The following is a 16,420-nucleotide window of genomic DNA, read 5'->3' as shown; positions in this document are numbered from 1 at the left end:
ACCACCTCTGCCGCAGCACGATGGCGCCGCGGTCATCATGACCCACGAGGTGGAACGAGTTCTTGCCGATATCGATGCCGATCACGGCGATCGCTGCGTTGAGTTTCTGAGACATGGCGTGCTCCTCGTCTTGAGCGCCCCTTGCCAGTTTCTCGTACTGGCAGGGCCGGAGCACGGCCGGACCATTCCATTAGCGGACATTTGCACCTTTGAATTTATTTTTGAGTAACGAACCGATTGTACAACCTAATGTTGTGAGAGGGAGAGGCGAATGCTTTGCTTCGAGGTTTGGAGGAATGGTGAAAAGCTAACGACGGCGGGTGTGTCTGAAGGCGTGGTGTCCGTCATTTTGCACTGGGTAGGCAAAGGACCGGACGCTTCATCAATCGCAGCTTCGTCAGCGGAAGCTATCCCGGGGATTGAGTGTGCGGTGGGTGGAATTGAAGGCGTTACTTCAGTCGACTGGTACGAAACGGATCAGTTGAAGATCGGCGACGAACTCAGGGTACGTTTAATATCGTCCGATCAGTCCGACTCACCAATTCGATCACAAATGGCCCCGCGTGGTAACCCGGATTGGGTCAGAAAACATCGCTCAGAATGATTTCTGATATTAGCCCAAACGGGTTTGAGTTCAGGAAGTGGGCGGGGGAGTTCGACAAGTGGCGGGAAAGCGATCTAAAGCGCCTGAAACGTCGGCAGATGTTCGCGGCATGCCCTTGTCGTGGTTCAATGCCGAGATAAAGCGCTGCTTACAAGGATATGAGACTGGCGGAACTAGCCAAGGGCGTAAAGCCTTCTTCAAGCGTTTAATCTGGACCGAGGCAGAACGCGAACGCAATCACAGCATCGTGGCTCCACGCCGCCGGTTTGGATCATAGTTTTCTCGAAAGGTCTTTCCGAGGAGAATGGGTTCTCGATTATTTCCGTTTATGTGAAGGTTTTCGGACCTCACGCGATGTCCGACTTGGGTCCGGAATGCGTATCAAAGCTGAAGTCCCCAACCACTCCGGATTTAGGGTCACGCCCTGGTTGCCGGTTCCGGCGCTGCGTGATGCCGCTCACGGTGCAGCGTGGTGATGGCGTCCATGATGGCATCCATCGTTTAGCCATTGGAGGACGGACATGGATCAGGCCAAGCGGTTGAAACCGGGCGCCATCGCTTTTACGATCTTCTGGGTCGGCGCAATGCTGTGGTGGAGCGGCGAGCACCATCCCGCCAACATCGTCATTCTGACCATCTGCGGCACCATTGCGGGCTACCTCTGGTATCTCGCGATGCGCCTGACGTTTCAACGCCTGCGCCCGTTTCCGCTGAGTGGCGATCACGGCGCCGGCAGGGACACGACGTGATGACGTGCGTGACCGGCCGGTGACGCCTTCGTCGATTGCTGCTGATTTCCCTCGTACATGATGGACCGGGCAGGTTGGCCATGCGAGCTCTCGCCGTTCTTGCTCTCACCGTTCTTGCATCCGTCTTGATTTCGTCGACGGCCTTTGCCGCGACATCAGAAAGATTCGGCCGGGGCGGCTGGTACAGGGATTTCCAGCCGGAGATCGAGCGCGCCAATTCCAGCGGCGAACTGTTTCGCATCAAGGGCCACTGCCAGTCGAACTGCACGTTGTTCCTGGGCCTGCGCAACGTCTGCGTCGAGCGCAACGCGACGCTGTTGTTCCACGCCGGTCACGACCGCCAGCGCAATATCCATGCGGGCTCCACGCAGCGGATGTTGAGCGCCTACAATGAGAAGCTGCGCAAGTATCTCATCGACAATCACTATATGGACACGCTGGCGTTTCACACCATTCCGGGCAGCACGATCGTCGACCGCTTCGGCTACCGGGAATGTCCGCGCCAGTAGAAGCTCACCGCGATCAGCCCGCATCCCACTTCACCGGCAGGTTGAGCAACCCGCGAAACGCCCAGCCACCGATCTTAACCGGTTCGCGCTCATCCAGCCTCAGGTTCTTCAGCCGCGCAAACGCACTCGGCAGCGCGACGTCGGCCACCATGGCGCGCGAGGCGAACGCGCCGGCGCAGTAATGCGGACCGGCGCCGAAGGCGATGCTCTTCTGGGTATCGCGGGTGATGTCGAACCGATCCGGCTCGGCAAAGCAGGCCTCGTCGCGATTGGCCGAGCCGAACATGAAGAACACGCGGTCTTCCGGCTCGAAGTCGATGCCGCCATATGACCATGGCTTTGCCACCCGGCGCGGCGACATCTGGATCGGCGCGATCCAGCGCGCATACTCCTCGAACGCGTCGAGCCACTTTGCCTTGCCGTCCTGAACCAGCGCGAGTTGTTCGGGATGGGTCAGCAGCGCCCACGTCGCGCCGGCAATCGCATCGCGCGGCTCGTTCTGCCCGCCCGAAATCGCAAGCTTGATGTTGGCGCGGATGCTTTCCATGTTCTGACCTGATGCCAGCAGCACGCTCAGGATCGAGGTGTTCGGGCGTTGCTTCACCACCGGAATCATGTCGTCGATCGCGGCATCGATGCCCGCGGTCGCCGCATGGCAGCGCGCCTCGACTTCCTTGTTGCCGGTGTAATTGGCGATGCCGTCGATCATCGCCTGCGACCACGCGTCCATGTCCTGGTAGCGCATGTTGGTCAGCCCGGTGACGTCCTTCAGGCATTCGGCCGACAGCGGCAGCGCCAGCGCCTTGCAGAGATCGGCTTCGCCTTGCGGCGCCAGCTCGTCGAGGATGCGGTCGGCATGGGCCTGAAACTGGCGGACCCAGGTGTCGCGCACCGTGCGCGGCGACACGGCGGGAAACATCGCCTGCCGCTCGCTCATGTGCGCATCGCCATCCTTGCGCATCATGTTGTGGCCCATCAGCACGTTCATTAGCCCGTTCGGCTGGTGCGAGGAGAACACGTCGATGCGCTTCTCCTGGGTGAAGATGTCGCCGCGGCGGGTGAACACGGTGGAGCCGAGCTGCGGCACGAACGCGATCGGCGCTTCCTTGCGCATCTGCGCAAGCGCGGGATAGGGGTCGGCCCAGAAGCTCGGTACGTCGATGTCGAAATGCGGGGCGTTGGACATGATGCGCTCACACAGCCCGGTAACCGCCGTCGACCATCACGATCGATCCGGAGACGTAGGCCGAAAGATCAGAGGCAAGGAAGATCGCGGGGCCGACGATGTCTTCCGCGGTGCCGGCGCGTCCCAACGGGGTGTGGTCCATGAATGTCTTCACCAGGTCGGGATTGTTGGCGCGGGCATTGGCGTTCAGCGGCGTCGCGATGAAGCCCGGGCCGATCGCGTTGACGCGGACGCCTTCCTTGCCGAGTTCGGCGGCGAGCGCCTTGGTGAAGCCGAGCACGCCGTGCTTGGAAGCTGTATAGGCCGGCGAACTCGGCGTGCGCACATGCACAAAGGACTGGATCGAGCCGATATTGACGATGCGTCCCTTGCTGGCGCGCAGGGCTGCGAGGAACGCATGCGTCACGTTGAAAACGCCCGTGAGGTTGATCGCGATGATGTCTTCCCAGTCGTTGATCACGGCCTCTGCCGCGCCCAGCATGCCGTTGCGGCGGACGATGCCGGCATTGTTGACCAGGATCGAGACCTGCCCGACCTTGTCGGCGATCTGCCTCGCCATCGCGACGCAGTCCTCGCGTCTGGCGACATCGAGCACAAAGCTGTCCGCACTGCCGCCGGCGTCGCGGATCTCCTTCGCGGCCTCGGCTGCCGCCTTCTCGTCCCTGTCGAGCAGGACGACCCGCGCACCCTCGCGGGCATAGCCGACCGCGATGGCGCGCCCGATGCCGGAGCCTGCACCGGTGATGACGGCGATGTGATTCTGGAGAAGGGGCATGTGGCGTTTCCTCTGCTTTTGATTTTGGCGGAGGATAGCAAGCGCTGCAGAGGGCACAAGGTGGTCAGGGCCGCGGTTTTGTAGGTTGGGCAAAGCGACTTGTCCGCCGTAGCTCGAAGAGCGAAGGCGGAAGCGTGCCATGCCGCTCGAAGCAAGAAAGGTGGGCACAGCGCTTGTGCGCCTTTGCCCACCTTACGCAACTACAGCGGCACTTACAGCTTGCAGGTAATGTAGCCCGGATGGAGCGCAGCGCAATCCGGGGACTGGCGTCACGCGCAGGTTCAAAGGCGCAAAGCGTGATGGAATGGCTTAGCGAAATCCCCGCGCGCTGTTATGATTCAGGCCCGGCAGCGGGCGATGCCAAAAGGAGACGAAGCATGATGCACACAGCAACCTCAAGGCGCGGGCTGAGCCTGCGCGGCCGCGCCGGCGCCGTGCTGAGCATGCTGTGCGCGGTAGCCGCATTGTCGTTTCCATCGGGCGGATCGCCGGCCGCCGCGCCGATTGCGGTGGCGGTAGCGGATTTCGATTATTTCGACGCCTCCGGCGAGGTCGCGGACCAGAGCGCGGAGCATCTCGCGCGTGTGGCATCGTTTGCAAAATTGCTGCGCGATAATTTGGCGGCCCAGGGCGATTATCGCGTGGTGACGATCGAATGCCGCGATCAACCCTGCACCGCGACCAGGATGTCGCAGGATGTTTTCATCGCCGCCGCGCGCCGGGCCGGCGCCCGGCTGGTCGTCTATGGCGGCATCCGCAAGATGAGCACGCTGGTGCAATGGGGCGAAATCCAGCTGCTCGATCTCGAAGCCGAGAAATTGTTGATGCAGCGAACGGTGACGTTCCGCGGCGACAACGATGCCGCCTATCGCCATGCGGCGAATTTCGTTGGCGATCAATTGAAGGAAACCATGCCGAAGCCGTAAGGGTTCGTAGGATGGGTAGAGCGCAGCGAAACCCATCAATCGGCTCGCGAGGAAGCGATGGGTATCGCTTCGCTCCAGCCGTCCTACGCCTTCGCCAGCGACGCGACAGCTTCGATCTCGATCAGCATTTTCGGATCGGGCAGCGCCTGCACCACGCAGGTGGTGCGGGCGGGATAGGGCGCGGGCCCGAAGGCGGAGGCATACAGCACGTTCATCGTGGCGACGTCGGAGGCGCGCGTCAGCAGCACGTTGACCTTGACGAGATCGCGAAACGTCGCGCCGGCCTCGCCGAGCACGCGCTTGATGTTGGCGACGACGAAGCCGAACTGCGCCTCGAAACCATCGGCGAGCGCGCCGTTGTCGTCAAAACCCGGAATGCCCGAGACGAACAGCAGGTCGCCTGTGCGCGTGGCGAAGGAGAGCGGCGGGGACTTGATGCCGGCGGGCGGCGCGAAGTGCTGGATCGGGGCCATGGGACACCTTCATGAATGGTTCGGGTGCGTTGAGCCTACAGCATGATCCGGAAAAGTGGATCCCGGTTTTCCGAAAAGATCATGCTCCAATCAAAGAGTTAGAGCGGGATGACGATTCGAAGAAGCGTCATCCCGCTCTAACGCGCCGCTGCCCCGCTGGAAAGGCAGCGGCGCTGGGCTTACGACCCGCCGATAGCTTTGAAGGTCCCGCTTGTCAGTCCAATTCGCTGGACACGAAATAGCGCGACGCGCGCCTCGTTGAAGTAATGCAGTTCACAGTCCGGCTTTTTTTGTTCGTGCATCGTGATGAAATTGTGTCGGACGCGCGGCGCGGGATGCCGTGCGCCGTGTATCGCGCAAACGCCCGAATACACTTTGCCCCTTGCGCCGATCGGTTACAATCCGTTAGTTGCTATTCAATCAGCACTGCAGAGCCCGCCCGACACTTTTCGATTTGCGATACCTCCGGAGATACGATCCATGAAAATGCCATCCGCCATTCGCGCCACCCTGCTTGCGTTTGCGGCCCTGACCGGCGTCACGTTGTCCTCCGCCGCGCGCGCCGACGAGGGTTTTGTGCAGCTCACGATCTACAAGGCGGGATGGATCATCGGCGGATCCGGTGGCGGCGGCGTCTTGAATTTCCACGGGCGCCGTTATCCGCTGTCGACCGGCGGCCTCGACTACGGCCTGGTGTTCGGCGGCTCGAAGACGGTGCTGCGCGGCCGCGTCAGCAACATCTATCGCCCCTCCGACGTCTACGGCGCGGCCGGCGCGGGGCTTGCGGTGGGCCGCGGCGCGCGCGCGATCGTGCTGACCAACCAGAAGGGCGCGGTGCTGGAATTGACCGGCCACCAGGTGGGATTGATGGCGAACGCGGATCTCAGCGGATTAGCGATCACGATGCGGTAGCACTTGCAGGGTGGGTTAGCCGAAGGCGTAACTCACCGCAGTCGATCCGCAAAGACGGCGGATTACGCTATGCTAATCCGCCCTACGGCTGCGGATCAAAATGGTGGACGCTCGCCGATGAACCGCGAACAATTGGCCGCGGCCTACACGTCACCTGGCCGCCACTATCACAACCTCACGCATATCGAAGACTGTCTCGGTGCGCTCGCGCGCGTGGAAAATCTTTCGCCGCTCGATCGCGAAATTCTGTCCGCCGCGATCTGGTGGCACGATGTCGTCTACGACGCGACCCGCGCGGACAATGAAGAGCTGAGCGCGCAGCTAGCCGAACGGCATCTTCGCGAGGACCTTCGTCAGGAGGTCGGCCGCCTGATCCGTCTGACAAAGACGCACGACGTGCAGCCTGACGATCGCCTTGGCGCCATCCTGATCTCGATCGACCTCAGCATCCTGGGTGCGGAGCCCGCGCGATACGACGCGTATGCTGCGGCGATCCGGCGGGAGTTCATCCATGTGCCGGAGCGCGACTATCGCGCCGGCCGCGCCAAGGTGCTCGGCCAGTTCGCCGCGCGGCCGGTCATCTTTCCCGATGCGGCCTTTGCCGCGAGATATGACCGGCAGGCCCGCGAAAACCTCGCGCGCGAACTGGCTTCGTTGCGCGGATAGCGCCGTCGATTACCTCACCCCCATAAAATCCCGCTTGCCGATCTCGACGCCGTTGTGGCGCAGAATGCCGTGGGCGGTGGCGGCGTGAAAATAGAAATTCGGAAACGCAAAATTGACGAGATATTGCTGGCCCTTCATCGTCATGGTGTTGTTCGGGCCGATCGGGAAGGTCACGTCGCGGACGTCGCCCCCTTCGAACTGCGCCGGCTTGAACGACTTCACATAGTCGGTCGCCTTCGCGATCCGCTGCTGCAGCTCCTCAAAACTCTTTTCGGTATCGGGCGTCTGTGGCACCTCGCTGCCGGTGAGGCGCGCGCAGGTCTTTGCGGCGAAATCGCAAGCCGTCTGCACCTGCCGCGTCAGCGGATACATGTCCGGATAAAGCCGTGCATTGAGCAGCACCTCGGGTTGGATGTTCTTCGCCTTGCAATGTGCTTCCGCCTTGGTGAGCAAGCCGGAAAGGCTGCCGAGAATCTGCAGGAAGGCGGGCACGGTGGCGTCGTGGAAAGACATATGATGCTCTTTTCGTGATGTGGAATAACACCTCAGGACGATGAGGTGTTTTGCGAGATGGGGAGGCGAGCGAGGAAATACAACCGTCCAGCGCCGGACCCGTAGCCCGGATGGAGCGAAGCGCAGTCCGGGAAAGTTTATCCGCGCGGCAAGAACCCCGGATTTCGCTGCGCTGCATCCGGGCTACGACAGTTGCCTACCGCGCCGCCGGCATCACCATGCCGGCGGGCTGCGCCTGCACGCCGGGCCCGCGCATCCGCGCCAGCAATTCCGCCGTCGGCCAGGAATCCGCCGGCAAGCCGTATTTCACCTGCATCGCCTTCACCGCCGTGCGGCTCAACTGCCCCATCACGCCGTCGACCTTGCCGACATTGAAGCCCGCGCGCACCAAGAGCTGCTGCAGCTCCTTCAGCTCATTGAACGGCAGTTGCGCGACCGGCACGGATGGCTGCCGCATCGGCGCGGCGCCGGCGATGCGGCTCGCGAGATAGCCCGCGGTGGTCGAATAGATCAGCGAGTTGTTCCACTCGGTGTAGGCGGCGAAGTTCGCATACGCCAGGAACGCGGGCCCGGTGCGGCCCATCGGCAGCAGCAGCGAGGCCGGCATGTCGTCGTTCGGCAACGGTCGTCCATCAGGATAGGTGACGCCGAGCTGCGCGAACTTTGCGCGCGGCAGTTTGATGGTGAGATCAGCCTGGTCCCACGGGAAATTCGCTGGCGGACGCACTTCCTGCAGCCAGGGCTCGCCGCGCCGCCATTTCAATCCGTTGGCAATGTAGTTCGCGGTCGAGCCGATCACGTCGGGTGCGCTGCGCAGCATGTCGCGGTGGCCGTCGCCATCATAGTCCACCGCATAGTTGAAATAATGCGTCGGCAAAAATTGCGCCTGGCCGAGCTCGCCGGCCCATGAGCCGATCATCTCAGCTGGCTTGAGATCGCCGCGGTCGATGATTTTCAAGGCGGCGATGGTCTCCTTCTGGAACATCTCCGAGCGGCGGCAGTCATAGGCCAGCGACACCAGCGACGGCAGGGTATGCAGCTTGCCCAGCTCGGCGCCAAAACTGCTCTCCAGCCCCCAGAACGCGGCGATCACCGCTGATGGTACGCCATATTCCTTCTCGGCGCGGTTGAACGCCGCCGCATGCATCCGGATTCTCGCCTGCGCATTTTTTGCCGCGCCATCGGACGCCCTGTTTCGTGCGAATTCGGTGAACACCTGACCGAATACGCGCTGGCCGCGGTCGCGGTTGACGATGCTTTGGTCGTAGGTGAGGTAGGGTGCGGCCTCGGCAAGCGCGCGCTGCGAGACGCCCTCGGCCACGGCCTGCTGCTTGAGGTCGGCGAGGAAGCGGTCGAACGGCATGCCGTTGTGACAGGCCGCCGCACGGGGCGAGCGCGGAGCGGCGGTCGGCGGCTGCCCCGGTACGACAGCCGGCCGGGCGGGTGCGGGCCTGACAGGAGCGGGGGCCGGTTGGGCGATGGCGAGGGATGACAGTGTCAGGGACGCCGCGGCAGCAAGCAGGAGTCTGTAAAGCGGCATCAATGTCACCGGCCCCATCATGAATCCGAAGGGCCAAGCTTTAGACTGTCGGAGCCGATTAGCCAACGGGCCGGCCGGTCCCGTAGCCCGGATGAGCGAAGCGACATCCGGGGGCGGTGGTCCCGCATATCGCTGCGCTCATGCGGGCCACGGCTCCACTACGGCCTCCCACCTCGGAGCAATCCGGCCCGCAAGCCCCGCCACGCGCATAGGAGCCTGCCGTATCAACCTGATCTCGCAGGCTGTTCCAACCGTTCATCCCCGTGTAGGCTTGGGCCGCACTGCCGGGCCGGCATCATAAGGCCATCGTCCATATGGGGCGGGCAGATAAAGAGGGAGATTGCGGGATCCATGACGGAACTCCGATATCTGGCGCCTGATACGCTTGACGAAGCGATTGGCGCATTTGCGAAAGCCGGCAGCGCCGCGCGCATCCTGGCCGGCGGCACCGACCTGCTGGTGCAGATGCGATCCGGCGTGCTGAGGCCCGGCGTGATCGTCGACATCAAGAAAATCCCCGAGATGACCGCGGTCGAGCAGACGGCCGATGGCGGCTTCCGCATCGGCGCCGCCGTTTCCGGCATGGCGCTCGCGGAACACAAGACGTTCGGCAAGGTCTGGCCCGGCGTGCTCGAGGCCGTCAAGCTGATCGGTTCCAAGCAGGTGCAGGGCCGCGCCTCCGCCGGTGGCAATCTCTGCAACGGTTCGCCCGCCGGCGACAGCGTGCCCGCGATGGTCGCGGCCGGCGCCATCGTCACCGTGCAGGGCCCGGACGGCCGTCGCGAGATGAAGGTCGAGGACGTGCCGGCCGGTCCCGGCCGCACCAACTTAAAGCCCGGCGAGATCCTTGTGAGTTTTGCGTTACCGCCGCGTCCGCCCGGATCGAGTGACGCTTACTTGCGCATGATCCCGCGCACCGAGATGGACATCGCCGTCGTCGGCGTCGGCGTCAGCCTGACGATCAAGGACGGCACCGTCACTGCCGCCCGTGTCGGCTTGGGCGCTGTAGCACCGACCGTGCTGCTGGTCGAAGACGCCGCAAAAGCGCTGATCGGCTCCAAGCTCGATGACGCCGCGCTCGCGAAAGCAGCCAGCGCCTGTTCCGCCGCCTGCCGTCCAATCGACGACAAGCGCGGCACCATCGCCTACCGCACCAGGGTGGCCGGCGTGCTGCTCAAGCGCACCGCCGCGATCGCCGCCAAACGCGCTACAGGGAAATAAGCTTCATGGCCAAAGTTCACGTCACGACCACCATCAACGGCGAGCCGATGGAATTCCTCTGCGAGCCCGGCGACACCATGCTCGACGCCTTGCGCGGAACCTTGAATCTCACCGGCTCCAAGGAAGGCTGCGCCTCCGGCGATTGCGGCGCCTGCTCGATCACGCTCGACGATCGGCTGATCTGTTCCTGCCTGATGCTCGCGGTCGAATCGCAAGATCACGAAATCCGCACCATCGAGGGCCTCGCGAACGGCGAGCATCTGCATCCGCTGCAGCAGAAATTTCTCGAAATGGCGGCGTTACAGTGCGGCATCTGCACATCGGGTATGCTGGTCGCTTCCGACGCGCTTTTGAAGAAAAACCCTGACCCGAGCGAGGAGGAAGTTCGCTTCTGGCTCGCCGGCAATCTCTGCCGGTGCACCGGCTATGACAAGATCGTCCGCGCGGTGATGGAAACCGCCCAGGAACTTCAAAATCAAGAAATGCGCGCGCAATAAATTGCGGGAGACAACCCAATGAACCTCGTCACCAACAACAAGTGGATCGGCCAGCGCACCATCCGTCCCGACGGCATGGACAAGGTGACCGGCCGCGCCCAGTTCGCCGCCGACACCACGATGCCAGGCATGATCTGGGGCAAGGTGTTGCGCAGCCCGCATCCGCATGCCCGCATCAAATCGATCGACACGTCGAAAGCCGAGAAGCTGCCGGGCGTAAAGGCCGTCGTCACCGCGCGCGACATCGTTGACTTCCCGATCGCCAATGGCGCGGTGATGCTCGGCATCCAGGACATGCGCTGGATGTGCCGCAACGTGATGGCGCGCGACAAGGCGCTGTTCCCCGGCCACCCAATAGCGGCCGTGGCCGCGACCACGGAAGCGATCGCGGCCGAGGCCTGCAAGCTGATCGAAGTCGATTACGAGGTGCTGCCGTGGTCGATCGAGATCGATGACGCGATCAAGCCGGATGCAGCGATTTTGCACGAGTTCAACAAGTTCGAAGGCAAGCCGTCCAACATCGCCGGCCGCCTCGAGCACAAGAAGGGCGACATCGCGGAAGGTTTTAAAAAGGCCGACATCGTCATCGAGCGCACCTTCACCACGCGCCCAGTTCACCAGGGCTATATCGAGCCGCATGCCTGCCTGATCTCGGTGGCGCCTGACGGCAAGACCACGATCTGGAGCTCCAGCCAGGGCCAGTTCATGGTGCGCGCGATGACGGCCTATCTCACCGGCATCCCGCAGAGCGACATCCGCGCCATCCCCGCCGAGATCGGCGGCGGCTTTGGTGGCAAGACCATCGTCTATCTCGAACCGCTCGCGACGCTGCTTGCCAAAAAATCCGGCCGCCCGGTGAAGATGGTGATGACGCGCGAGGAGGTGATGCGCGCGACCGGGCCCACATCAGGCTCGAAGAGCACGGTGAAGATCGGCGCGACAAAAGACGGCAAGATCGTCGCCGCGCACGGCACCTTCTATCTGCAGGCCGGCGCCTTCCCGGGCTCGCCGATCCGCGGCGCCGCCGGCTGCAGCTTCACGCCCTACGACATCCCGAACCTGCTCTCGGAGGGGTTTGACGTCTGCTCCAACCGCTCGAAGGTCGCGGCCTATCGCGCGCCGGGCGCGCCGATCGGCGCCTATGCGGTGGAATGCGTGATGGACGAAGTCGCCGAAGCGCTGAAGATGGACCCGCTCGACTTCCGCCTGAAGAACGCCGCGAAGGAAGGGACGAAGGCCGCGCACGGTCCGGTGTTTCCGCGCATCGGCTATATCGAGACCGTGGAAGCGGCGAAGAACTCGGAGCACTACAAGGCCCCGCTCGGCAAGTTGCAAGGAAAACTACAAGGCAGGGGCGTCGCCAGTGGATTCTGGTTCAACGCCGGCGGCGAATCCTCCGCGCAAGTCAACATCACCGAGGACGGCAACGTCGTCGTGACCACGGGCCATCCTGATATCGGCGGCTCACGCGCGGGCATCGCCAACATCTGCGCCGAACTCCTTGGTATTGATTACCGCCGCGTCTCCGTCATCATCGGCGACACCCAGACGATCGGTTTCTCCAACCTCACCGGCGGCAGCCGCGTGCTGTTCGCCTCGTCGATGGTGGTGACGCAGTCGACCGAAAAGATCATCCAGACGCTGCGCGAGCGCGCGGCCAAGATCTGGGAGATCGATCCCGAAGCGGTGAAGTGGGAGCAGGGCGCGGCGCATCCGGTAAGCCCGAACGCCGGCCAGTTCGAACCGCTGACGCTGGAACAGCTCGCCGAGAAGGCGCCCGCGATGGGCGGTCCGATTGGCGCCGGCGTGCAGCTCAACACCGCGGGAGCCGACGGCGGTTTTGGCACGCACATCTGCGACGTCGAGGTCGATGTCGATCTCGGCATCGCGCGCGTCATCCGCTACACCGCCGTGCAGGATGTCGGCCGCGCCATTCACCCCGGCTATGTCGAGGGCCAGCTTCAGGGCGGCGTCGCCCAGGGCATCGGCTGGGCGCTGAACGAGGAATACATCTACACCAAGGAAGGCAAGGTCGATAACCCCGGCTTTCTCGACTATCGCATGCCCGTCTGTTCGGACCTGCCGATGATCGACTGCATCATGGTCGAGATCCCGAACCCGAAACACCCGCAAGGCGTCAAGGGCGTCGGCGAAGTCCCGCTGGTACCCGTGATGGCGGCAGTCGCCAACGCCATCTACAACGCGCTCGGCAAACGCTTCTACGCCCTGCCGATGTCGCCGCCGAAGGTGCTGGAAGTGCTGGAAGCGCCGACGCGAGAGGCGGCGGAATAGGGCGCGGGATTTGTAGGATGGGTAGAGCGCAGCGAAACCCATCAATTGGCGCCAATCGGATGAATTGATGGGTATCGCTTCGCTCCACCCATCCTACGCACTCTTGGCAGGTCGCACTCAGAGGGTCGTAGCGCGGAGCGCCGCAAGCGCCGCCCGGATGAGCGAAGCGATATCCGGGATCTTCATTATCGTTTCCCGCATATCGCTGCGCTCATGCGGGCTACGGGCTAGAGGGGGCAGGGGAGAGGCAACGCCGATGAATGATCTGCTTCCCTATCGTACCATGGCGTACAACAACGCTTGGGCAAACCACCGGCTGCTCACCGCCTGTCTCGGGCTGTCGCCGGAAGAATTCACCGCAAAACGAACCGGCTTCTTTCCGAGCCTGCGCGCCACGCTCAACCACATCCTGATCATCGATCATTTTTATGTCGATGCAATGGAAGGCGGCACGCTCGGCCCGGCCGCCTTCGCGGATCCGGAGCCTTGCGCAACGGTCGCCGCGCTGAAGGAAGCCCAGGCCGCGGTCGATCGGCGCTTGCTCAAGGTCGTCGAAGCGCTCGATGGCACCGGATTGCAGCGCATCGTCTCGGTGCATCGCGGCACCTCCATTCAGCGCGAGCGGATGGATCGATTGCTGCTGCACCTGTTCCAGCACGACGTGCACCACCGTGGTCAGGCCCATGCGATGCTGAGCGGCACGTCGGTGAGCCCGCCGCAACTCGACGAGTTTTTCGCGGTGGGGGAGGCGCCGTTGCGGGCTGAGGAATTAGCGGAGCTGGGCTGGACCGAGGAGAGGATCTGGGGCGGCTCGAATGCCGAGGCTTGAGCTGTCCTGTTGGCTCGTGCAGGCTACTGGCTACGTACCGACCCGATCTTAGCCTGCGAGTGATTTGGCATAGTAGTCAAACAACGCGGAGCAATCGAGTTTATTCTCAATGCGTATGTTGTCGTGCGCGGCATTCGTTGAGTGAACGTGGCCAAATTTCTGCAGTTCACGCGCTTCTATGTCAGGGAAGAAGGCACTAAGCTCGTCAACCACTACACCTACGTCGCTGTCTGACATATTCAACGCTGTTCCGTATATCTGTTTGGTTTCCTGCGAAGGACGGGGCTTCAGGAACGCCATGTTTTGTCTGTGGTATGCGAACCCAAGGAAAACGACGCACTGAGCCTCTTCCAATGCGTTATGCATGCTGTCGATCGTCGACTCTTCCTCTACACGTTCTGTGTACGTCTTGATTGCTTTTGACAATTCGCGAAAATTTTGACGGATCTGATTGCCACCAAAGGCGACCTTGTCGAGTGGTCCAACTGAACCATACGGATGAATAATATTGGCGCGCGCGACTATGTCTGTAGCTTGCTGCTTTTGCATTCCGAACACGAGCTGCAGCGAGTTGATCAAGAAGTGCTCTAAGCAGCGATCATAGTTGAATACAATGAACGACACGTTGTCCAAGACACGCTCAGGATCGGCAGCTTTGTTGCCAGGACCGAGCACTTGCATGAACTTGACCAGCCATGAATCGCGGATATTTCGGACGTCTAGTGTATTGTAAACGTTTGAGGGGTCCACAAAGAGTTTACTCTGGCGTTCGGCGTTAAGAATGGACCGGATGATTGCGGCCTTGCCGACGGTTACAATTTCTTCCGAAGCTTCGTGAATATTAAGGAAGTCATCAATTGAGTTCGCGAGAAGGATGCCGTTACTGATGAGCCGGAATGCATTTGCATACTCATTTATCTTAGGATCACTTCGTTCAAAAAAGCACAACGCGAGTTCGTCGTCGACGGTGCCCGGGCCAATACGTCCGAAGCGATCGAGTACGACCTTCGTCCTACTTGCGATAACTTCGGCAAGATTGCGGCCGACCGGCAGACCAAAGTCATGGCTCGCGCCGGCGCCGACAACAAAAAGAGTTTTGCGATTGAACATGCCATCCTCATTTTCCAATCAACTTCTTGCAAAACACCCTGAGTTGTAATGATAATCGACGAGTCTTAGCAAGCGTAACCCGGATGAGCAGCGATATCCGGGATCTTCATGATCTCGTTCACCGCACATCGCGGAGCCTGTCATCGGGCGCGCATTCGGGCGGGCCCGCGGGCCATGCGGGCTAGCCATCGAATAAGAAAGCAACCGTGAATAACCAAAATCCCCCCTCCACCTCACCCTTCCAATCAATCCGCGCCATCGACTACACCGTCATCCTCGTGCGCGACATGGCGGCGATGCGCCGCTTCTATGAGGGCATCCTTCGCTTTCCGCTGACGCGCGAGTTGTCGGCGGGATGGATCGAATATCAGATCGGCGGCAACACGCTCGCGTTGTCGCGGCCGGGCCGCACCGCAAAGGATGCGCCGACGCCCGCCGGCAGCGCTTCGCTGCAGCTCGCGTTCAAGGTCGAGGCGCCCGACGTCGACCGCTGCGCCGACGAGCTGGTGCGGCACGGTGTCGATCTGCTCGAACCGCCGACGAACCAGTCCTTCGGCCATCGCACGCTGTTCTTCAGGGATCCCGATGGAAACCTGCTGGAAGTGTATGCGGAGATTTGATGTGGAAGAACCGTAGCCCGGATGGAGCCACCGGGTCGCGCAAATGCGCGCCCCGGTGGCTCCATCCGGGCTACTCCAGGCGCTACGCCGCCGGCGTTGCCGAGTTCAGTTTAGCGTCAGCCACACCAGGTTGCCGTCGTGCTGACAGGTATTGCAGTGCGCCGGCTGGTTGAAGGTATTGGCGAGCTGCCATTCCTGCGCCTCGTTGCTCCATTGCGCCGTGGCGTGGCAGATGATGTCGTCGGAACCGCAGGCGGCACAGACCGGCGTGGAACGGGCAGCCCGGTTCACGACCTTCCGCTCGATCGGCTGCGGCCGGTCCTGAGGGACCCGGTCCTGGACGATTTCGAACGGGTTCATCAGTTTAACGCGTCGCAACATCGGGTCCTGCATCCATCCGCGAGTTCTGGGAATCGCTCTTCTCAAACTAGCGAATCGGCTTGGCCGTTCCATCGCAAAATTGCGGAATACCCACGTTTTAAATGTGATCGTCACCAGCGGGACACAGCGGCCTTCCGGTGAGAGAGGGCGGTCCATTGATGCATCGCACTGCACCGATGCGATAGACCTGTAGAAAAGATCGAACCTGCGCGCATGCAAAACGGCCCGGCACCGATGCCGGGCCGTTCTGTCAGATAACTAATACTTCTTTTTGGGCGCGGCCGATCCGGTCGTCGTCGGCTCCGACGCCGCCGGCGCGGTCGAAGCTTTGCTCTTCTGCATCTTGCCCGGTGCCGCGGCTGTCTTGCTCTTCTTCATCTTGTCCGGTGCCACCGCCGTCTTGCTCTTCTGCGTCGTTTGTCCCGCCGAGTACTCAGACGAACCCGGAGATTTCATTTTTTCGCTCTGCGCAAACGCCGTGGTAGCGACCAGCAGGGCGGCGGTTGCGGCTATCAATGTTTTCAGCATTGGTCTCCTCCTATCATAGGCAACCAAGCAAACGTGTCGTTCACGACGAAGTTCCGCTTTTTCCCGACTACGTTTGCGGTTGTCATGCA

Annotated in this window: 19 protein-coding genes and 1 pseudogene; 11 read left to right on the top strand and 9 right to left on the bottom strand. The window is 62.0% G+C overall.

Going from position 1 to position 16,420, the window contains the following annotated elements; genetic code table 11:
• Positions 1-115: pseudogene (locus C7G61_RS36590) on the bottom strand (IS110 family transposase); the annotation flags it as partial.
• 156 nt (positions 116-271) lie between these two features.
• Between C7G61_RS36590 and C7G61_RS44180 the strand changes: the two are divergent.
• The 3 genes from C7G61_RS44180 (at position 272) to C7G61_RS36580 (ending at position 1,862) form a co-directional block, all read left to right on the top strand.
• Complete coding sequence (locus C7G61_RS44180; RefSeq protein ID WP_145963752.1) at positions 272-604, top strand: hypothetical protein; 333 nt, start codon at positions 272-274, stop codon at positions 602-604.
• Positions 605-1,125: 521 nt separating this feature from the next.
• Positions 1,126-1,353, top strand: a complete 228-nt coding sequence (locus tag C7G61_RS36585; RefSeq protein ID WP_108522554.1) for a hypothetical protein — start codon at positions 1,126-1,128, stop codon at positions 1,351-1,353.
• A gap of 80 nt (positions 1,354-1,433) precedes the next feature.
• Positions 1,434-1,862 carry a hypothetical protein gene (locus C7G61_RS36580; RefSeq protein WP_108522553.1) on the top strand — a complete coding sequence of 143 codons (429 nt, stop codon included), beginning with the start codon at positions 1,434-1,436 and terminating at the stop codon, positions 1,860-1,862.
• A 13-nt stretch (positions 1,863-1,875) separates the two neighbouring features.
• Here C7G61_RS36580 and C7G61_RS36575 read toward each other — a convergent pair whose 3' ends face one another.
• Both C7G61_RS36575 and C7G61_RS36570 read right to left on the bottom strand, forming a co-directional pair.
• Entirely contained in the window at positions 1,876-3,048 is a 1,173-nt protein-coding gene (locus C7G61_RS36575) for a cytochrome P450 (protein WP_108522552.1), read from the bottom strand.
• A 7-nt stretch (positions 3,049-3,055) separates the two neighbouring features.
• Positions 3,056-3,823 carry an SDR family NAD(P)-dependent oxidoreductase gene (locus tag C7G61_RS36570; RefSeq protein ID WP_108522551.1) on the bottom strand — a complete coding sequence of 256 codons (768 nt, stop codon included), beginning with the start codon at positions 3,821-3,823 and terminating at the stop codon, positions 3,056-3,058.
• Between the two features lie 377 nt (positions 3,824-4,200).
• Here C7G61_RS36570 and C7G61_RS36565 point away from each other — a divergent pair, with 377 nt between their 5' ends.
• Positions 4,201-4,749, top strand: coding sequence for a DUF2380 domain-containing protein (locus C7G61_RS36565; protein WP_190242134.1), 549 nt, complete (start codon positions 4,201-4,203; stop codon positions 4,747-4,749).
• Between the two features lie 83 nt (positions 4,750-4,832).
• Here C7G61_RS36565 and C7G61_RS36560 read toward each other — a convergent pair whose 3' ends face one another.
• A complete protein-coding gene (locus C7G61_RS36560) occupies positions 4,833-5,222 on the bottom strand; it encodes a RidA family protein (protein ID WP_108522549.1) in 390 nt (129 codons plus the stop codon).
• 480 nt (positions 5,223-5,702) lie between these two features.
• Between C7G61_RS36560 and C7G61_RS36555 the strand changes: the two genes are divergently transcribed.
• Positions 5,703-6,134, top strand: coding sequence for a hypothetical protein (locus C7G61_RS36555; RefSeq protein ID WP_108522548.1), 432 nt, complete (start codon positions 5,703-5,705; stop codon positions 6,132-6,134).
• 117 nt (positions 6,135-6,251) lie between these two features.
• Positions 6,252-6,800 (top strand): HD domain-containing protein, encoded by a 549-nt coding sequence (locus C7G61_RS36550; RefSeq protein WP_108522547.1) that lies wholly within the window; start codon positions 6,252-6,254, stop codon positions 6,798-6,800.
• A gap of 9 nt (positions 6,801-6,809) precedes the next feature.
• Here the strand turns inward: C7G61_RS36550 and C7G61_RS36545 are convergent, their stop codons facing one another.
• Positions 6,810-7,313: a DUF1993 domain-containing protein gene (locus C7G61_RS36545; protein WP_108522546.1), complete on the bottom strand. Its 504-nt coding sequence runs from the start codon at positions 7,311-7,313 to the stop codon at positions 6,810-6,812.
• Positions 7,314-7,509: 196 nt separating this feature from the next.
• Positions 7,510-8,853 (bottom strand): lytic murein transglycosylase, encoded by a 1,344-nt coding sequence (locus C7G61_RS36540; protein ID WP_108522561.1) that lies wholly within the window; start codon positions 8,851-8,853, stop codon positions 7,510-7,512.
• A gap of 351 nt (positions 8,854-9,204) precedes the next feature.
• Here C7G61_RS36540 and C7G61_RS36535 point away from each other — a divergent pair, with 351 nt between their 5' ends.
• The 4 genes from C7G61_RS36535 (at position 9,205) to C7G61_RS36520 (ending at position 13,692) form a co-directional block, all read left to right on the top strand.
• The gene (locus C7G61_RS36535; RefSeq protein WP_108522545.1) at positions 9,205-10,074 is read left to right on the top strand and encodes an FAD binding domain-containing protein; all 870 of its coding nucleotides are present in this window, start codon (positions 9,205-9,207) and stop codon (positions 10,072-10,074) included.
• Positions 10,075-10,079: 5 nt separating this feature from the next.
• The gene (locus C7G61_RS36530; protein ID WP_108522544.1) at positions 10,080-10,571 is read left to right on the top strand and encodes a (2Fe-2S)-binding protein; all 492 of its coding nucleotides are present in this window, start codon (positions 10,080-10,082) and stop codon (positions 10,569-10,571) included.
• Between the two features lie 18 nt (positions 10,572-10,589).
• Complete coding sequence (locus C7G61_RS36525) at positions 10,590-12,863, top strand: xanthine dehydrogenase family protein molybdopterin-binding subunit (RefSeq protein WP_108522543.1); 2,274 nt, start codon at positions 10,590-10,592, stop codon at positions 12,861-12,863.
• Between the two features lie 256 nt (positions 12,864-13,119).
• Positions 13,120-13,692, top strand: coding sequence for a DinB family protein (locus C7G61_RS36520; protein ID WP_108522542.1), 573 nt, complete (start codon positions 13,120-13,122; stop codon positions 13,690-13,692).
• 48 nt (positions 13,693-13,740) lie between these two features.
• On the opposite strand, the gene C7G61_RS36515 is transcribed toward C7G61_RS36520, so the two are convergent.
• Positions 13,741-14,802: a hypothetical protein gene (locus C7G61_RS36515; protein WP_108522541.1), complete on the bottom strand. Its 1,062-nt coding sequence runs from the start codon at positions 14,800-14,802 to the stop codon at positions 13,741-13,743.
• A 206-nt stretch (positions 14,803-15,008) separates the two neighbouring features.
• Between C7G61_RS36515 and C7G61_RS36510 the strand changes: the two genes are divergently transcribed.
• Positions 15,009-15,422 (top strand): VOC family protein, encoded by a 414-nt coding sequence (locus C7G61_RS36510; RefSeq protein ID WP_108522540.1) that lies wholly within the window; start codon positions 15,009-15,011, stop codon positions 15,420-15,422.
• A 105-nt stretch (positions 15,423-15,527) separates the two neighbouring features.
• On the opposite strand, the gene C7G61_RS36505 is transcribed toward C7G61_RS36510, so the two are convergent.
• Both C7G61_RS36505 and C7G61_RS36500 read right to left on the bottom strand, forming a co-directional pair.
• Entirely contained in the window at positions 15,528-15,803 is a 276-nt protein-coding gene (locus C7G61_RS36505) for a hypothetical protein (protein WP_145963751.1), read from the bottom strand.
• A gap of 258 nt (positions 15,804-16,061) precedes the next feature.
• The gene (locus tag C7G61_RS36500) at positions 16,062-16,331 is read right to left on the bottom strand and encodes a hypothetical protein (RefSeq protein WP_108522538.1); all 270 of its coding nucleotides are present in this window, start codon (positions 16,329-16,331) and stop codon (positions 16,062-16,064) included.
• Positions 16,332-16,420: the final 89 nt, after the last annotated feature.

Origin of the sequence: Bradyrhizobium algeriense, from assembly GCF_003062295.1 — a bacterium.
GTDB classification, from domain to species: domain Bacteria; phylum Pseudomonadota; class Alphaproteobacteria; order Rhizobiales; family Xanthobacteraceae; genus Bradyrhizobium; species Bradyrhizobium algeriense.
The sequence above is the reverse complement of the archived record's forward strand: the minus strand, read 5'-3'. Positions and strand labels throughout refer to the sequence as shown.

Bases quoted from the DNA above. Each gene is read 5' to 3' on its own strand.
- C7G61_RS44180 (WP_145963752.1), top strand. From the start codon at position 272: ATGCTTTGCTTCGAGGTTTGGAGGAATGGTGAAAAGCTAACGACGGCG.
- C7G61_RS36585 (WP_108522554.1), top strand. From the start codon at position 1,126: ATGGATCAGGCCAAGCGGTTGAAACCGGGCGCCATCGCTTTTACGATC.
- C7G61_RS36580 (WP_108522553.1), top strand. From the start codon at position 1,434: ATGCGAGCTCTCGCCGTTCTTGCTCTCACCGTTCTTGCATCCGTCTTG.
- C7G61_RS36575 (WP_108522552.1), bottom strand. From the start codon at position 3,048: ATGTCCAACGCCCCGCATTTCGACATCGACGTACCGAGCTTCTGGGCC.
- C7G61_RS36570 (WP_108522551.1), bottom strand. From the start codon at position 3,823: ATGCCCCTTCTCCAGAATCACATCGCCGTCATCACCGGTGCAGGCTCC.
- C7G61_RS36565 (WP_190242134.1), top strand. From the start codon at position 4,201: ATGATGCACACAGCAACCTCAAGGCGCGGGCTGAGCCTGCGCGGCCGC.
- C7G61_RS36560 (WP_108522549.1), bottom strand. From the start codon at position 5,222: ATGGCCCCGATCCAGCACTTCGCGCCGCCCGCCGGCATCAAGTCCCCG.
- C7G61_RS36555 (WP_108522548.1), top strand. From the start codon at position 5,703: ATGAAAATGCCATCCGCCATTCGCGCCACCCTGCTTGCGTTTGCGGCC.
- C7G61_RS36550 (WP_108522547.1), top strand. From the start codon at position 6,252: ATGAACCGCGAACAATTGGCCGCGGCCTACACGTCACCTGGCCGCCAC.
- C7G61_RS36545 (WP_108522546.1), bottom strand. From the start codon at position 7,313: ATGTCTTTCCACGACGCCACCGTGCCCGCCTTCCTGCAGATTCTCGGC.
- C7G61_RS36540 (WP_108522561.1), bottom strand. From the start codon at position 8,853: ATGCCGCTTTACAGACTCCTGCTTGCTGCCGCGGCGTCCCTGACACTG.
- C7G61_RS36535 (WP_108522545.1), top strand. From the start codon at position 9,205: ATGACGGAACTCCGATATCTGGCGCCTGATACGCTTGACGAAGCGATT.
- C7G61_RS36530 (WP_108522544.1), top strand. From the start codon at position 10,080: ATGGCCAAAGTTCACGTCACGACCACCATCAACGGCGAGCCGATGGAA.
- C7G61_RS36525 (WP_108522543.1), top strand. From the start codon at position 10,590: ATGAACCTCGTCACCAACAACAAGTGGATCGGCCAGCGCACCATCCGT.
- C7G61_RS36520 (WP_108522542.1), top strand. From the start codon at position 13,120: ATGAATGATCTGCTTCCCTATCGTACCATGGCGTACAACAACGCTTGG.
- C7G61_RS36515 (WP_108522541.1), bottom strand. From the start codon at position 14,802: ATGTTCAATCGCAAAACTCTTTTTGTTGTCGGCGCCGGCGCGAGCCAT.
- C7G61_RS36505 (WP_145963751.1), bottom strand. From the start codon at position 15,803: ATGTTGCGACGCGTTAAACTGATGAACCCGTTCGAAATCGTCCAGGAC.
- C7G61_RS36500 (WP_108522538.1), bottom strand. From the start codon at position 16,331: ATGCTGAAAACATTGATAGCCGCAACCGCCGCCCTGCTGGTCGCTACC.